The organism is Flavobacterium sp. (assembly GCF_039595935.1).
In the GTDB taxonomy this organism is placed as follows: domain Bacteria; phylum Bacteroidota; class Bacteroidia; order Flavobacteriales; family Flavobacteriaceae; genus Flavobacterium.
In genome coordinates, this window is record NZ_JBCNKR010000005.1 from 111,348 (window position 1) to 127,658 (window position 16,311).

Annotated in this window: 16 protein-coding genes, 1 tRNA gene and 1 pseudogene; 11 read left to right on the forward strand and 7 right to left on the reverse strand. The window is 33.1% G+C overall.

What is annotated here, in order from left to right:
- Nucleotides 1-52 precede the first annotated feature (52 nt).
- The gene (locus tag ABDW27_RS07745; protein WP_343695373.1) at nt 53-613 is read right to left on the reverse strand and encodes an outer membrane beta-barrel protein; all 561 of its coding nucleotides are present in this window, start codon (nt 611-613) and stop codon (nt 53-55) included.
- Nucleotides 614-893: 280 nt separating this feature from the next.
- Between ABDW27_RS07745 and ABDW27_RS07750 the strand changes: the two genes are divergently transcribed.
- The 3 genes from ABDW27_RS07750 to ABDW27_RS07760 all read left to right on the forward strand — a co-directional run bounded on the left by ABDW27_RS07750 (nt 894) and on the right by ABDW27_RS07760 (nt 4,558).
- The gene (locus ABDW27_RS07750; RefSeq protein ID WP_343695374.1) at nt 894-1,454 is read left to right on the forward strand and encodes a porin family protein; all 561 of its coding nucleotides are present in this window, start codon (nt 894-896) and stop codon (nt 1,452-1,454) included.
- 130 nt (nt 1,455-1,584) lie between these two features.
- Entirely contained in the window at nt 1,585-1,998 is a 414-nt protein-coding gene (aroQ, locus tag ABDW27_RS07755; RefSeq protein WP_012022238.1) for a type II 3-dehydroquinate dehydratase, read from the forward strand.
- A gap of 70 nt (nt 1,999-2,068) precedes the next feature.
- Nucleotides 2,069-4,558 (forward strand): DUF5686 and carboxypeptidase regulatory-like domain-containing protein, encoded by a 2,490-nt coding sequence (locus ABDW27_RS07760; RefSeq protein WP_343695375.1) that lies wholly within the window; start codon nt 2,069-2,071, stop codon nt 4,556-4,558.
- Nucleotides 4,559-4,732: 174 nt separating this feature from the next.
- Here the strand turns inward: ABDW27_RS07760 and ABDW27_RS07765 are convergent, their stop codons facing one another.
- The 4 genes and pseudogenes from ABDW27_RS07765 to ABDW27_RS07780 form a co-directional block, all read right to left on the reverse strand.
- Nucleotides 4,733-5,611, reverse strand: a complete 879-nt coding sequence (locus ABDW27_RS07765) for a cation diffusion facilitator family transporter (RefSeq protein WP_343695376.1) — start codon at nt 5,609-5,611, stop codon at nt 4,733-4,735.
- Nucleotides 5,612-5,702: 91 nt separating this feature from the next.
- Nucleotides 5,703-7,016: a UDP-N-acetylglucosamine 1-carboxyvinyltransferase gene (gene murA / locus ABDW27_RS07770; protein ID WP_073416205.1), complete on the reverse strand. Its 1,314-nt coding sequence runs from the start codon at nt 7,014-7,016 to the stop codon at nt 5,703-5,705.
- Between the two features lie 97 nt (nt 7,017-7,113).
- A pseudogene (locus tag ABDW27_RS07775) lies at nt 7,114-7,837 on the reverse strand (DUF4290 domain-containing protein).
- Nucleotides 7,838-7,841: 4 nt separating this feature from the next.
- Nucleotides 7,842-8,138: a DUF493 family protein gene (locus ABDW27_RS07780; protein WP_343695377.1), complete on the reverse strand. Its 297-nt coding sequence runs from the start codon at nt 8,136-8,138 to the stop codon at nt 7,842-7,844.
- A gap of 323 nt (nt 8,139-8,461) precedes the next feature.
- Here ABDW27_RS07780 and ABDW27_RS07785 point away from each other — a divergent pair, with 323 nt between their 5' ends.
- From ABDW27_RS07785 to ABDW27_RS07810, 6 genes are all read left to right on the forward strand, one after another.
- Complete coding sequence (locus ABDW27_RS07785; protein ID WP_343695378.1) at nt 8,462-9,373, forward strand: alpha/beta hydrolase; 912 nt, start codon at nt 8,462-8,464, stop codon at nt 9,371-9,373.
- A 255-nt stretch (nt 9,374-9,628) separates the two neighbouring features.
- The gene (locus ABDW27_RS07790; protein ID WP_343695379.1) at nt 9,629-10,162 is read left to right on the forward strand and encodes an ATP-binding protein; all 534 of its coding nucleotides are present in this window, start codon (nt 9,629-9,631) and stop codon (nt 10,160-10,162) included.
- 66 nt (nt 10,163-10,228) lie between these two features.
- Nucleotides 10,229-12,124: an ATP-dependent DNA helicase RecQ gene (locus ABDW27_RS07795; RefSeq protein ID WP_343695380.1), complete on the forward strand. Its 1,896-nt coding sequence runs from the start codon at nt 10,229-10,231 to the stop codon at nt 12,122-12,124.
- Nucleotides 12,124-13,071, forward strand: coding sequence for a methionyl-tRNA formyltransferase (gene fmt, locus ABDW27_RS07800; protein ID WP_343695381.1), 948 nt, complete (start codon nt 12,124-12,126; stop codon nt 13,069-13,071). The genes ABDW27_RS07795 and fmt overlap by 1 nt, the downstream gene beginning before the upstream one ends.
- A gap of 180 nt (nt 13,072-13,251) precedes the next feature.
- The gene (locus tag ABDW27_RS07805; protein ID WP_219071075.1) at nt 13,252-13,524 is read left to right on the forward strand and encodes an HU family DNA-binding protein; all 273 of its coding nucleotides are present in this window, start codon (nt 13,252-13,254) and stop codon (nt 13,522-13,524) included.
- A 128-nt stretch (nt 13,525-13,652) separates the two neighbouring features.
- Nucleotides 13,653-14,213 carry a YqgE/AlgH family protein gene (locus tag ABDW27_RS07810; protein ID WP_073416430.1) on the forward strand — a complete coding sequence of 187 codons (561 nt, stop codon included), beginning with the start codon at nt 13,653-13,655 and terminating at the stop codon, nt 14,211-14,213.
- Here ABDW27_RS07810 and ABDW27_RS07815 read toward each other — a convergent pair.
- Both ABDW27_RS07815 and ABDW27_RS07820 read right to left on the reverse strand, forming a co-directional pair.
- The gene (locus ABDW27_RS07815) at nt 14,210-15,046 is read right to left on the reverse strand and encodes an aminotransferase class IV (RefSeq protein WP_343695382.1); all 837 of its coding nucleotides are present in this window, start codon (nt 15,044-15,046) and stop codon (nt 14,210-14,212) included. The genes ABDW27_RS07810 and ABDW27_RS07815 overlap by 4 nt on opposite strands.
- 54 nt (nt 15,047-15,100) lie before the next feature.
- The gene (locus ABDW27_RS07820) at nt 15,101-15,493 is read right to left on the reverse strand and encodes an START-like domain-containing protein (protein WP_343695383.1); all 393 of its coding nucleotides are present in this window, start codon (nt 15,491-15,493) and stop codon (nt 15,101-15,103) included.
- A 151-nt stretch (nt 15,494-15,644) separates the two neighbouring features.
- On the opposite strand from ABDW27_RS07820, the gene ABDW27_RS07825 reads away from it, so the two are divergent.
- Together ABDW27_RS07825 and ABDW27_RS07830 are read left to right on the forward strand one after the other, a co-directional pair.
- A tRNA-Met gene (locus ABDW27_RS07825) sits at nt 15,645-15,721 on the forward strand.
- Nucleotides 15,722-15,856: 135 nt separating this feature from the next.
- Complete coding sequence (locus ABDW27_RS07830) at nt 15,857-16,123, forward strand: hypothetical protein (protein ID WP_343695384.1); 267 nt, start codon at nt 15,857-15,859, stop codon at nt 16,121-16,123.
- Nucleotides 16,124-16,311 lie beyond the last annotated feature (188 nt).

The window sequence follows — 16,311 nt, forward strand, 5'->3', positions numbered from 1 at the left end:
AAAAAGAGTCCTCAAATTGAGAAGTCTTTAAATAACTAACTAAATATTTTACTTAAAATTTGTAAACTACTCCAAAGCTCACGTCTCTTAAATCAGTACCAAAACCAAAAGAGTTTGTTTTATCAGCCCCATGACCGCCATTGTTGTTTACGTTGTATCCTAAACCTAACCAAGTTGCTTCGATAGCGAAATGATTAGATAAGAAATAACTTAAACCTAAACCAATGTTTGCTCCAATTTCGTTTGCTTTAGCATTTCCTGGTTTATATTTTTCATTAGTAAAATCAAGACCTGCCTGACCGTATACTGAAAATTGAGATGCCGGAGTAAAGTAATATCTACCAAAAGCACCTGCTGTGAATGAATTCGTTTTGTTTTCACCTTCTTTTGTTGATCCAAAACCTAATTTTGCTCCAATCGCAATGTTTTCAGTAACAAAATAACCAACTTTTGGCTGAATTATAAATCCATTTGATTTAGCATCACCTGTTTTTTCAGACACCACATTTAAAGCTCCTGAAATAAACGCATCTCCTTTTGAAAATCCACTTGTTTGTGCCTTAGCAGATGCAAGACCTAATACTGCAATAGCAGCTAAAAATAATTTTTTCATGTTGTTTTTTTTAATTACAATCCCAAAACTAAGATTATACTTACTAAAAAACATCCTTCAAAAGCTACAAAACTATTAAAATAAGACAGAATTAAATTACAAATAACAACATGATTTATAGATCTTTACACAATAATCATTAACTTTAACATTATAAATTCCATAAAAAAGTGTGAATTTTAATAATTATCAAATGCCAGATATAAAACAATAAAATCTAAATAATGTAGTTTTGAACTATAGAATAACATTTAAATACCAAACACTAAAGCCATTTTTTATGAAAAAAATACTTTTAGCAGCTGTATTGTTCATAGCAACAACAGCTACAATCCAGGCACAATTATTAAAAATCGGGGTAAAAGCAGGGGTTAACTTTGCCAATCAAACAGGAGATGCAAGTTTCAGCGGAATCGATTACAGCAAAGATGGAATAACCAGTTACCATGCAGGTTTAGTCGCAGAAGTTAAACTTTTAGAAAAATTCTCTATTCAGCCGGAACTTTTATACTCAACACAAGGAGCAACTTATAAAAATGCAGTAGAGGAATTTAAAAATGAATTAGGTTATTTATCTATTCCTGTAATGGCTAAAATATATATGACCAAATCATTAAGTTTAGAAGTAGGACCACAAGCTTCATTTTTATTAAGCAATAAAGAAGAATTTGATGCTCAGGATCCTAAAACTTTTGACTTTGCTATTAATGCGGGACTTGGGTTAAAAATTACTGAAGGACTTTTTATACAGGGTCGTTATGGATTTGGTTTAACAGAAGTTTCTTCAAAAGCAGATCTAAAAAACTCTGTATTCCAAATTTCTGCAGGATATATGTTCTAAAAATATAACATACTTTTACAAAAACCGGTCTATTAATTAGAGCGGTTTTTTTATTTTTACACTTTAGTGAAATGTTTTCAGTAAATGTAAAATGAATTCAAATCGCTTATAATTCTAATCAAAGTTATTTATGAAAATCTGCATTATCAACGGACCCAATTTAAATCTTTTAGGAAAACGTGAACCGGAAGTTTACGGAAGCCAGACTTTTGAAGATTATTTTGAAACGTTGAAACAAAAATTTCCGAACGTTGAGCTTTCTTATTACCAAAGTAATATCGAAGGAGAATTGATTGGAAAAATTCAGGAAGTTGGTTTTTCATTTGATGGAATTATTTTAAATGCCGGAGCTTACACACATACTTCTATAGGTCTAGGCGACGCTATGAAAGCGGTTACAACTCCCGTAATCGAAGTGCATATTTCTAATACGTATGCCCGAGAGAGTTTCAGACATCAATCTTATTTATCCGGAAATGCAAAAGGTGTTATTTTAGGTTTTGGATTGAAAAGCTACGAATTGGCGATTCAGTCATTTTTATAAATCTTATTTAACAAATTATTAATAGGATCGTTTTTTGAGTTGTTTTATTTTTATAAGACAAATTACTCGCATGAAAAACGCTATACTGTTCGCCATTTTATTTTTTTCAATTTCTAATTTTGCCCAAATCAAAGGAACAATAACCGATGAAAAGGGAAATCCACTGCCGTTTGTGTCTATTTTTGAAGAAGGAACTTATCGCGGAACGACTTCAAATGAGCAGGGACAATATCAATTGCAGGTAAAAGAAATTGGCAAAAACAAAATCGTTTTTCAATATCTTGGTTTCAAAACGCAAAAAATAACAGTTTCAGCCAATTCAAAATCCATTACTTTAGATGTAAAAATGCAGGAAGAAAGTTTTGCATTAAACGAAGTCGTTATTGATCCAAAAAATAATCCTGCTAACGCAATTATTAAAAGTGCAATTGCAAACCGAAAGGAAAACTCTGAAAAAACGGCTCGATTTACAGCCGATTTTTATTCGAAAGGAATTTTAAAAGTAAAAGATTTACCTAAAAAAATATTGGGCCAAAAAGTGGATCTTGGTCCGGATTTATCTTCAAATTTAGACTCGACTGGAACAGGAATTTTATATTTGTCTGAAACCATTTCGAAAGTTTCTTATCAAAAACCGGACAAATTGAAGGAAACTATCATAGCTTCAAAAATATCCGGAAACAATAAAGGTTTTAGCTATAATACGGCCGCTTTATCAACTTATGATTTCTACGATAACACATTAGAGTTCGATATAAATCTCATCTCTCCTATTGCCAGTAACGCTTTTAGCTATTATAAATATAAACTCGAAGGAAGTTTTTATGATGATAATAAACAGCAGATTTTTAAAATTAAAGTAATTCCAAAGCGAGATAAAGAACCTGTTGTTGAAGGATATATTTATATAGTCGATGAAAGTTTTGCTATTTATGCCGTAGATGTAGACATTAAAGGCTATAGAGTAAAAAATGAATTTACTGAAAGCATGACTTTAAAACAAAGCTTTAGTTATAATTTGCAAAACAAAATCTGGTCAAAAAATTCGCAGACACTTTCGTTTACAGCGGGCGGTTTCGGAATCAAATTTTCTGGTCAGTTTAATTATGTTTATTCGAATTATGAATTCCCTGAATCATTTTCTAAAAAAACTTTTGGAAATGAAATTGTAGCTTTTGATCTGGGCGCTAACAAAAAAGACGATTTATATTGGAATGAAATTCGTCCGATTCCGTTAACAATTGAAGAAAGCAACGATTATGCAAAAAAAGACAGTCTGCAGACCATTAGAAAATCAAAAAAATACACCGATTCTATAGATGCCAAAAACAATAAATTTAAGATTATTGATATTTTAAGAGGCTACGATTATAAAAATACTTACGAAAAACATTCTTTTAAATACGAAGGTTTATTAAATCTTACGTCATTGAGTTTTAATACGGTTCAGGGTTTTAATCTGGATTCTGGTTTTTCATTTAAAAAATGGAATGAAGAAAAAGGAAAAAGCACTTCAATAAGTACTACATTTAATTATGGTTTTTCAGATGAACGTTTTCGTATTATTGGCGAATTCAGTCATCGATTCAACACCATAAATTACGCTACGATTTCAGCTTCGGGTGGAACAAAAACGGCTCAGTTTAACAGCGCTGAACCTATCAGTAAATTTGTCAATTCTATAAGTTCTTTATTTTTTAAAGACAATTATATGAAATTATACAACTTGGAATTTTTTCAGGTTAATTATGCTCAGGATATTGCAAACGGAATTAATCTGAACGCAAAACTGGCTTACGAACAACGCAAACCGCTTTTCAATACAACTGATTATTCTTTTTTTAAAAGAGATGATATTTATTCATCCAATAATCCGCTGGCTCCGGATGATTTTAGCACTCTGGCTTTTAGTCAGCATCATTTAATGAAAGCCAATCTGAATCTCAGAATTAATTTTGGAAACAAATATATTTCAAGACCAGACGGCAGATATAATTTTAAGAATGAAAAATACCCGACTGTATTTCTAGCTTTTGAAAAAGCTTTTGCCGCAAGTGAGAAAAACTATGATTTTGAGCGCATTGGAGCCGCAGTTCAATATGACTTAAAACTAGACAATAAAGGCGTTTTGGGAATGAATTTTAAAGCGGGTAAATTCTTTAATGCCGAAAATATTTCTTTTATAGATTACAGACATTTCAACGGAAACCAAACGCATATTGGCACGAGTGATCGCTATTTGAATGTTTTCAACTTAATGCCATATTATAAAAACAGTACAAACGATAGTTATTTTGAAATGCATTTAGAACACAATGACATGGGATTTATAACGAATAAAATTCCGCTGATTAATCTTTTAAAATCAACAATGAATCTTGGATTTCATTCGCTGGCAATTCCAGACAGAAAACCTTATACAGAGTTTACAGTTGGTTTAGATAATTTAGGTTTCGGAAAATTTAAACTATTCAGAATCGATTACGTACATTCTTATCAAGGCGGAATTCAGCAGAATGGTGTTGTTTTTGGATTGAAGATTTTGAATGTGCTTAATTAAGGTTCAGAGTTGCAAAGGGACAAAGAGACAAAGTTGAAATAGTTTGGCTTCGACTTCGCTCAGCCTGACAAACATATATTAAACAAAAAATCGGTTTATTTCTAAACCGATTTTTTTATTTTTAATCAGGATCGAAAAAACTTTGTCACTTTGAACCTTTGCAACTTTGAACCTCTAAGAATGATAATCATCTGGTTCAATATGAATTAAAACATTTCCTAATTCAGGAATTTGTTCTTTTAAAGTATCTTGTAGTTTATGAGATAAATCATGTCCTTCTTTCACAGAAATCTTAGCCGAAACTATAGCATGAAGATCAACGTGATAACGCATTCCGGCTTTTCTTATGAAACATTTTTCGGTTCCTAAAATTCCGGGTACTGTTAATGATTTTACACGAATTTCTTCGACTAAATCATCATTCATATTTTCATCCATGATTTCGCCAAGAGCAGGTCTGAAAATTTTATAACAATTATATAAGATGAAAAACGCAGCAAAAAGTGCCGCCCAATCATCTGCAGATTCATAACCTTTCCCCATAATCAGTGCAATCGAAATTCCGACAAATGCCGCAACCGAAGTAATGGCGTCACTGCGATGGTGCCAGGCATCTGCGGCAAGAGATGAACTATTGGTTTCTTTGCTTCGTTTCATCACTAAACGATACGAATACTCTTTCCAAAGAATTATAGCTCCTAAAACATACAATGTCCATGATTTTGGTAAATCATGCGAAGATTGAATATTGGCAATACTTTCATAACCAATAATGGTTGCCGAAGTAATTAAAAATCCAACTACCAAAAAGGTTATTAAAGGTTCTGCACGACCGTGACCGTAAGGATGATTTTCATCTGCCGGTTTATTAGAATATTTAATTCCGAATAAAACCAAACACGACGAAAATATATCTGCCGTTGATTCGATTGCATCCGCAATTAAGGCGTATGAATTGCCAAAAAAACCTGCCAAACCTTTTATCAAGGCTAAGCAGGTGTTTCCGACTATACTAAAAATAGTAGCTTTTATAGCTTTTTTTTCATCTGTCATTATAGAAAATTATTTTTTCGCCACTCCCGATAGCTATCGGGATCGCGAATTACAGAAATTTATAATTCGTGAATTTGTGGCTAATAATTTTTTAAGCTCTTACAATTTTTGCTCCAATAGCTCTTAAACGCTCGTCGATACGCTCGTATCCACGGTCGATTTGCTCGATATTTTGAATTGTACTTGTTCCTTTTGCTGAAAGCGCTGCAATCAATAATGAAATTCCCGCACGAATATCAGGAGAAGACATTGTAGTTGCTTTTAATTGAGATTCAAAATTATGTCCCATAACCACAGCTCTGTGCGGATCACATAACATAATTTTGGCTCCCATATCAATTAATTTATCCACGAAGAATAAACGGCTTTCGAACATTTTTTGGTGAATTAAAACGTCTCCTTTTGCCTGTGTTGCCACAACTAAAACAATACTTAATAAGTCAGGAGTAAAACCTGGCCATGGTGCATCGGCAATAGTTAAGATAGATCCGTCGATATCAGTTTTTACTTCATATCCGTCTTTGTGAGCCGGAATGTAAATATCGTCGTTACGTTTTTCGATTGTAATACCTAATTTTCTAAAAGTATTCGGAATTAAACCTAAATTTTCCCAGCTAACATTTTTGATCGTGATTTCGCTTTTTGTCATAGCCGCAAGACCAATCCATGAACCAATTTCGATCATATCCGGTAAAATTGTATGTTCACATCCGCCAAGGCTTTCAACACCTTCAATTGTAAGTAAGTTAGATCCAACACCTGTAATGTTAGCTCCCATAGAGTTTAACATTTTACACAACTGTTGTAAATATGGCTCACACGCAGCATTGTAAACTGTCGTTCTGCCTTTTGCTAAAACAGCAGCCATTACGATGTTTGCTGTTCCGGTTACAGAAGCTTCATCAAGCAGCATATCTGTTCCTTTAAGACCTTCTTCAGGAGTTTCTACACCATAAAAATGATCTTCTCTATTGTATCTGAATTTTGCTCCAAGATTAATAAAACCTTCAAAGTGAGTATCTAATCTACGACGTCCAATTTTATCTCCTCCCGGTTTTGGAATATAACCTTTTCCGAAACGAGCCAAAAGCGGTCCAACAATCATAATAGAACCACGAAGCGCTCCACCTTCTTTTTTGAAAGCTTCCGTTTCTAAATATCCAACATTAACTTCATCAGCCTGAAAAGTAATTGAACCCGGCTCGTTACGTTGAATTTTTACACCTAAATTACCCAGCAAAGTGATTAATTTATTGATGTCTATAATATCAGGAATGTTATTAATTTTTACTTTCTCTCCTGTTAGAAGCACGGCACATAAAATTTGTAACGCCTCATTTTTTGCTCCTTGTGGAGTGATTTCTCCTTTTAAAGGAGTTCCTCCTTCGATTTTAAAAATTCCCATAGATTTTTTTTAAGGTTCTAAGGTTCTGAGATTCTAAGTTTCTAAGGTTGAGCTAAAATCTCAGCACCTTAGCTGCTTAGTATCTTAGCAACTTCTTCTATTTTTGATTATTGTTTTTTTGAAAGTTCTTTTTTTGTCCGCCTTTGTTATTCTTATTATTATTCTGCGTTTTCGTTTGTCCGCTTTGAGTTGTTTTGTTTGAGACACGTTTATTAGTACGCATTAAATCTGTTGTATTCAACAATTCTTCCGTACTGTGCAGACAAATTGATTTTTCCTCCAGACAATTCATATAAATGCTCAAAAATAACATCATCTTTTACCGTGTCTTTGTTCCAGCTCAAGAATGATTTTTTCATGTGGTTGGCAATTACCATGACCAGTGCATTTTTCATCTCGCCTTCTTCCCATTTATTGGCAACATCAATCATGTATTTAATGTTGTTTCCGTAAAATCTGTATTTTGGAAAATTCTGCGGATACTGCAATATCTCAGGTTTTAACTGCAAAACATCTCTTGATGGAATTGGGTAAGGAGATTCAACATTTAATTTAAAATCAGACATAATAAAAAGCTGATCCCATAATTTATGCTGAAAATCGGGTACGTCGCGCAAATGCGGATTTAAGCTTCCCATAACCTGAATGATATATTTCGCCGCTTTGTTGCGCGTTTCATCATCTTCGATTACAGTAGCCTGATCGATCAGTTTTTGTAAATGACGACCATATTCCGGAATAATTAAACGCTGTCTTTCAGAATTGTATTCTAAATTATAAACAACATCACTTGCGGCTTCTCTTTTATATTTTTCGATCATAAGTTTATAATGAAACTATACCTTCAATTGTAGAAACTTCTTTGTATTTACTAATCACATCATCTGAGCTGTTCATAGTAACATCAACAGAAACGCTGGTAAATTTACCGGTTTTAGATTTTGTTGTTTTAATAACTGCCCCCATTCTGTCAAAAGCTTTTTCAACACGCTCTACATTATCAGCAACAGAAGGCACAATGAATTTATATAAGTATTCTGCTGGCCAGATATTTGCATTATCAAGCTCAACTTTTAATCTTTCGTAAAATTCGGCTGTATTTTTTTCTTTATCGTTCTCCATTCGTAATTAAAAATAAACGCAAATATACGGTTTTGATTTTAGACTTTTGATTTTAGATTTTAGATTTTTTTCAGGCTTAAAACTTTGTTTTAAAGGGACAAAGTTACAAAGGCGCAAAGGTGCAGAGAAAAAAGCAATCGAAGATTATTTCTTTGTAAATTTTACTCTTATATTTGAGAAAATAATCTGCTATAATCTATCGCAAAATTTTTATTTAGCCACAGATTTAAAAGATTAAAATGATTTAATAAAATCTGCTCAAATCTGCAAAATCTGCGTGAAACCAAAAGCTTTATTACTTTACGAGATTAAAACACATTATAATGAAAAAAATCCTTTTACTTTTTATTGCATTTACAATCAACCATATTCAGGCGCAGGAAGTTAAAACTTTAACCTATTTCCAAAATGACACTTTAAAACTAGATTTAGATTTATATCTTCCAAAGAAAAAAGCTAACGAAAAGATCCCGTTAGTTATGTTTGCTTTTGGCGGAGGATTTTCTGGCGGAGAACGTACAAGCGAAAAAAACTTCGGTTTGTTTATGGCTCAGAATGGTTATGCGGTTGCAAGCATTTCGTACAGTTTATATATGAAGGGAAAAGATTTTGGCTGTAAAGGAACGTTAACCGAAAAAATAAAAGCAATTCAAATTGGTGTAAGCGATATGTGGCAGGCAACTGCTTTTTTAATCGAAAATGCCGATAAATATAATCTTGATACTTCAAAAATATTTATTTCAGGAATTAGTGCCGGTGCCGAAATTGGTTTTCAGGCTTCGTTTTGGGATTATAAATTAATGAATCTTTATAAAAGCAATCTGCCAGAAAACTTTAAATACAAAGGTTTTATTGGAGGTTCAGGCGCAATTCAGGATATTAATTTAATTACGAAAGAAAAAGCAATTCCGATGTTATTGGCTCACGGAAGTAATGACGAAACGGTTCCGTACAGCGCTGGTTCGCATCGTTCTTGTCCAACAAATGCTTCGGGCTGGTTGATTCTTTTCGGTTCTTATGCGGTTTATAACCAGATGAGAGATTTACATAAAGATGTCGAAATGGTTACTTTTTGCGGCGGCGGACATGAATTCTCCGGTTATCTTTTTCATGACGGACAACAATATGTTCTGGATTTTGTGAATGATGTTTTAAAAGGAAAGAAATTTGAATCGCATATTATTGTGCCTTCTAAAAAGAAAGATTTAAGCGGAAAATATTCGTTTTGTGAATAAATCTTTTTACCTCAAACTGGACTGAAGTCCAGCCCTACAATATTTGGCGAGCCTATGGCTCTTTTCGCACGTCTCAATTTAGTTCCGAAGGAACGTTCCATATTGTAGAGCTGGACTTCAGTCCAGTTTACAGCGACATTTAACGCCCACACACCAAATCCATTTTTTATAAAAATGCCAAATTATTCGCTTTGCATAAAAATTCTTTTTAATTACGAATAAGTTTAGGTAAATTTGCCCTTTATTTTTAGAATAGTGCAAAAACAAATCATAGTACTCATTGGTGGTCCTGGTACGGGAAAATCTACACTTATAAACGAATTAGTCGCTCGTGGCTATTGTTGTTACCCTGAAATTTCAAGAGAAGTTACACTCGAAGCCCAAAAAAGAGGCATCGAACAATTGTTTCTGGAACAGCCTTTATTATTTAGTGAAATGCTTTTAGAAGGACGAATTCAGCAGTTTGAAAGTGCAAAAAATGAGCCTGATGATATCGTTTTTATAGATCGCGGTATTCCCGATGTTGTAGCTTATATGGATTATATTGGCGATGAATATCCAGAAGGTTTTGTAAAAGCGTGCGAGGACTATAAATATTCTAAAACATTTATTTTACCGCCTTGGGAAGAAATTTATCAAAGTGACACAGAACGTTACGAAAATTTTGAACAGGCATTGAGCATCCAGAAACACTTAATTGAAACGTATAAAAAATATGGTTACGATTTAATTGAGGTTCCGAAAGATACGGTTGAAAACAGAATTCTTTATATCTTAGACAAAATTTAGCGGCCGGTTTTAAAGTTGCAAAACTAGAAACTGATTTTCTAAATTTTTAACTTTAAAACACAGGTCATGCAGGACGCACAGGAAATTCTTTTTAAATACTGGAAACATGCCAGTTTTAGACCGCTGCAAAAAGAAATTATTGATTCGGTTTTAGAAGGTCAGGACACATTTGCACTGCTGCCAACTGGAGGAGGAAAATCAATTTGTTTTCAGGTTCCGGCCATGATGCGCGAAGGAATTTGTCTGGTTATTTCGCCTTTGATAGCCTTGATGAAAGATCAGGTGGCAAATTTGCAAAAAAGAGATATCAAAGCCATCGCTCTTACTGGTGGGATTCATACCGAAGAAATAATCGATCTTCTGGATAACTGCCAATTCGGAAATTACAAATTTCTTTATCTTTCTCCGGAACGTTTACAATCAGACTGGATTTTAGAACGCATTAAAAATCTTCCAATCAATTTAATTGCTATTGATGAAGCGCATTGTGTTTCGCAATGGGGTCACGATTTTAGACCGGCTTATTTAAAAATTTCAGAACTTAAAAAATACTTTCCTAAAATTCCTTTTTTGGCTTTGACTGCAACAGCGACTCCAAGAGTTGTTGAAGATATTAAAACCGAACTAGGATTAAAAGACACCAAACTTTTTCAACAGTCTTTTGAAAGAAAGAATATTGCATACATGGTTTTTGAAGTCGAAGACAAATTGTATCGCGTAGAACAGATTTTGAAGAAAAATCCGCAGCCGTCTATTATATATGTAAGAAACCGAAAATCGTGTTTAAATATGTCAACGCAATTGCAATCTTTAGGATTTAGAGCAACCTATTATCATGGCGGACTTTCGGCTCAGGAAAAAGATAAAAATATGCAGTTGTGGATGTCAGAACAAGCTCAGGTTATTGTCGCCACGAATGCATTTGGAATGGGAATTGACAAAGACAATGTAAAAACGGTTATTCATACACAACTTCCTGAAAACCTGGAAAACTATTATCAGGAATCTGGAAGAGCTGGACGAAATGGTGAAAAATCTTTTTCAGTTTTACTATATAATAATTCAGATGCTAATCAAACAGAACAGCAGTTCATAAGTGTTCTTCCTGATAAAAAGTTCCTGAAAACGATGTACGTTAAATTGTGTAATTATTTTCAGATTGCTTACGGAGAAGGCATTGATGATTCATATTCTTTTAAAATGAATCATTTTTGCAATAAATATGATTTCCCAACTTTGAAAACCTATAATGCTCTGCAGTTTTTGAATCAGCAGGGAATTATTACGATGTCTCAGGAATTTTCAGAAAAAGTAACAATGCAGTTTTTAATTGAATCGAAAGAAGTGATTCGATATATGAGTCTGAATCCGAATGACGAAGAAATTATTTTGGCGATTTTAAGAACGTATCCGGGAATTCACGAAATGAAAACACCGCTTAATCTTTCGTTAATTGTAAAAAAATCAAATCATACCGAAGAGCAGGTTACAAATCTTTTAGAAAAACTAAAAGAAAAAGAAATTATCGAATACAAGTCTAAAAACAACGACGCAACCATTTTGTTTAATGAAGTGCGCGAAGACGATTTAACCATAAACCGGGTTTCAAAATATCTTGAAAAACAAAATAAATTAAAACGCGATCAGCTTTCGTCTGTACTTTATTATATAAAGGAAGACAAAACCTGCAAGAACAGATTAGTTCTGGATTATTTTGGAGAAGAAACAAAAGAAAACTGCGGCGTTTGCTCATATTGTATTACTCAAAAAGGAAAAATCACAGAAGCCGATTCAATTGCTGATAAAATTCTGCACTTATTACGAGCAACTGCGTTAACTTCGCGCGAAATTCAAAATCAAATTAAATTAGACACAAAAGACGTACTTTCTGTTCTTCAGGAATTACTCGAAAACAATCATATTGTCATCCTGGCAAATAATAAATACGCTTTAAAATCATAATGGAAAAATTACGAATTATATTTATGGGAACTCCAGAATTTGCTGTCGGCATTTTGGATACCATTATTAAAAACAATTACGAGGTTGTCGGCGTTATTACAGCTGCTGATAAACCGGCGGGACGTGGACAAAAAATAAAATATTCGGCTGTAAAAGAATATGCACTTGCAAACAATCTTACTTTATTACAGCCAACGAATTTAAAAGATGAAAGTTTTTTAGCCGAATTAAAAGCACTAAATGCAAATCTGCAAGTTGTAGTTGCTTTTAGAATGCTCCCAAAAGTAGTTTGGGAAATGCCTGCTTTCGGAACTTTCAATCTTCACGCTTCTCTGCTTCCAAATTACCGTGGTGCTGCTCCTATTAACTGGGCCATTATAAATGGCGAAACCAAAACCGGAGTTACTACTTTCTTTATTGATGATAAAATTGATACCGGAGCGATGATTTTAAATTCTGAAATTGCGATTGAACCAGCAGAAAATGCCGGACAATTACACGATCGTTTAATGAATTTAGGAAGCACAACGGTTATCGATACTTTAAAAGTTATCGAAGCAGGAAATGTTACGACAACAATTCAGGAAGATAATGCAGATATTAAAACAGCTTATAAACTAAACAAAGAAAATTGTAAAATTGACTGGACAAAATCTGGTGATGAAATCAACAACTTAATTCGAGGATTAAGCCCTTATCCTGGTGCGTGGTGTTTTTTGAAAGATAAAAATGAAGAGCTCAATATTAAAATATATGAAGCAAAATTAGTTCCAGACAGCCATTCTTACGAGACAGGAAGCATAATCAGCAGTAAAAAAGAAATCAAAATTGCAATAAAAGATGGTTTCATTCAGTTATTAAGTTTACAATTACCGGGAAAAAAGAGAATGCAAGTGGCCGAATTATTAAACGGGATAACTTTTTCTGATAGTGCAAAGGTCTATTAACCTCAGTAAAACAGGGGTTTCTACCTGTTTTTGATCGATGAACAACATGCTTTATGAACAAAAAAAGCAAGTTATCAACAATTATTGCTAAAATTAGAGAAAACACTTGCACGCAACGGATTTCCTACTAAATTTGTGTATTAACAATTTTTTTTAACCAACAATTAATAACTAATTATTATGAACAAATCAGAATTAATCGATGCTATCGCTGCTGATGCAGGAATTACAAAAGCTGCGGCAAAATTAGCTTTAGAGTCATTTTTAGGAAACGTAGGAACTACTTTGAAAAAAGGCGGAAGAATTTCATTAGTAGGTTTTGGTTCTTGGTCAGTATCTTCAAGAGCTGCTAGAGACGGTAGAAACCCTCAAACAGGAAAAACTATCAAAATTGCTGCTAAAAATGTAGTAAAATTCAAAGCTGGAGCTGAATTAGAAGGTGCAGTGAACTAAGTAAGAAAGTTCTCTAAACTAAATAATATAATTAAAACCCTCTTCTGGAGGGTTTTTTTGTGCGGTTTAACGATTTTTTTTGTGATTTTAATTTTTTTATGACTAAATTTAATAAAAATTGTAGCCGTATGATTTCAGAAAAATTAAAAAAAGGACACCTGCTTATTGCCGAGCCTTCTATAATTGGGGATTTATCTTTTAACAGATCGGTAATTTTATTAGCAGACCATAACAAAGAAGGATCAATAGGTTTTATTATCAATAAGCCATTAAAATATACTATTAATGACTTGATACCGGAAATTGATGCTAACTTCAAAATATATAACGGAGGGCCAGTTGAACAAGACAATTTGTACTTCATTCACAATATTCCAGATTTAATCCCGAATAGTGTCGAGATTTCTAATGGAATTTATTGGGGAGGTGATTTTGAATCAACCAAAGACTTAATAAACGACGGATCGATCAATAAGAACAATATTCGTTTTTTCTTAGGCTATACCGGTTGGGATGAAAATCAGCTCGAAAATGAAATGCAGGGAAACTCCTGGATCATTGCTGATAATAATTACAAAAACAAAATTATCGGAAAATCGACCACTCATTTCTGGAAAGAACAGATTATTGAGCTTGGCGGTGACTATGTTATTTGGTCAAACGCACCAGAAAATCCTTATCTGAATTAATTTTCAGATAGGGTTTCATTTAGTTTTTGCACTAATAAATGAGCCAGATTACTTGTAAACTCCTTTTTTCGATATTTACTTATCGGCTGTATTCCCGTGATTACATTTGTCAAAAATAATTCATCCGCTTTTTGAAGATCAAAAGGCGAAATGATTTCTTCTACAACCTCAACACCTTCTATTTTTTTTGCCAAAGCTAAAATCTGCTTACGCATAATTCCGTTTAAGCAGCCTTCAGAAACTGGCGGCGTAATTAGCTTTTTACCCGAAACCATAAACAAATTGCCCTGAAGTCCTTCGACAACATTTTTAGCATCGTTTATTAAAAGGCAATTGGCAAGACCGTTTTCATCAGCAAAAATACTTCCGGTAACATTAATCATCTTATTAGTCGTTTTAATCGACGATAACAATTGTTTTGTAACATAGAAGTCTTTATACAAATCAACTTCGTATTCAGCTGTATTTAAAACGTATAAAACATTATCAAGAGGCGTTGCGTGTATTAAAAAAGAAACTTCTCTTGTTTTTGGCAGATACAGTCCGCCATCATTTCTATAAACCGTTATTCTCGCTCTTGCCGAAGAAGATATATTTTTTTGCTGAACAAGATTTAAAATCTGTTCTTCAAAATATTCCATTGTAAAACTCATCGGAATCTCCATTCTAACCACCCGCATTGAAGCCATCAGTCTAAAATAATGATCTTCGAGAAACAAGATTTTATTGTTGATTATTTTTACTGTTTCAAAAACGCCGTCTCCGTATAAAAACGCACGATTTTGGGTTAATAAATTTTCTTCCTGCGTAATGTTTCCGTTAAAATTGATCATAAAAAAACCCTGAATTTTGTTCAGGGCAAATATAAGGCATAAAATAGACTTTTACTAAACAGATCCTATAAGATGTTTTAGATCTGAAATTTGATTCTCCCACAATTGTTTAGCCTCTCCTATTTCTTCTTTTTCAGCAAAATCAACTACCATTAATGACACATCTTTAGTTAATTCATCAACTAAAATATGCAATTCAAAAAAATACTCAGTATCCTTACTGCTTTCATCAACCCATTTGAACTTTACTTTTTCACCTGTTTTTTTAGAAGCAAGACGTGCTTTTTCCTGTGAATCATTCCAGATGAACGTAAAAAACTCTCCTCTGGAGTTAACATTGTCAGCAAACCATTCTTGTAAACCTGACGGAGTTGATATATATTGATACAATAATTGTGGCGAAGAATTGATCGGAAACTCGATTTCGTAACGTATTTTTGAATCCATGTGCTACTTTTAATTTTTTTGGAAATATAAGAATATATGTCCAAAAACAAGACGTTTTTAAAAATATTTTTTTTTCTTCATTTTATACTTGTATGCTTTAATATTATTTCTATCTTTGCACCCGCAATCAGGAATTCATGATAGCAGTCCAGGCGAGGTAGCTCAGTTGGTTAGAGCGCAGGATTCATAACCCTGAGGTCACGGGTTCAACTCCCGTCCTCGCTACCAGGTAAAAACATCACTTTTATTAAGTGATGTTTTTTTATTTACAGCAATTTTGATTTATGGCAGAATTTGTAGCTAACATTTTATTTGACCGCCATTAAAAAATAGTATCTTGCAAACTACGTAATTTATAAACAAATGGATATAGTTAAATTTAAAGTCACGTCAAAAACGATAAAAGTAGAAGTACGCAATTCTAATAATTATGTCTTTAATTTTAATACTGCTTTAGAGATCAAAAAAGAAGATAGAGATGTTTTATTAAAACTGTATAATGCATTAGATCTTCTCTTTAAAAAAGATGCCGTTCCAGAGATAAAAAACTATATTTCACCCAACCAGACTAATATATTGGATCAGATTTCTGACATTGATAACTTAGAGCAGAATAAATCAGAAATTTAATTCCATTTTACATATATAATAAACATCACTTTTTAAGTGGTGTTTTTTTGTTTTTACAATACTTCAACCACCAATACAAACTCAATCTCAATTTTCAAAACAATAGTTTTTCTCTATACCACAAGACGCATTTAATATCCGATCGAATCAGTATCTTTTTTCTTAATCCGTAAATTTGAAAGAAGCAA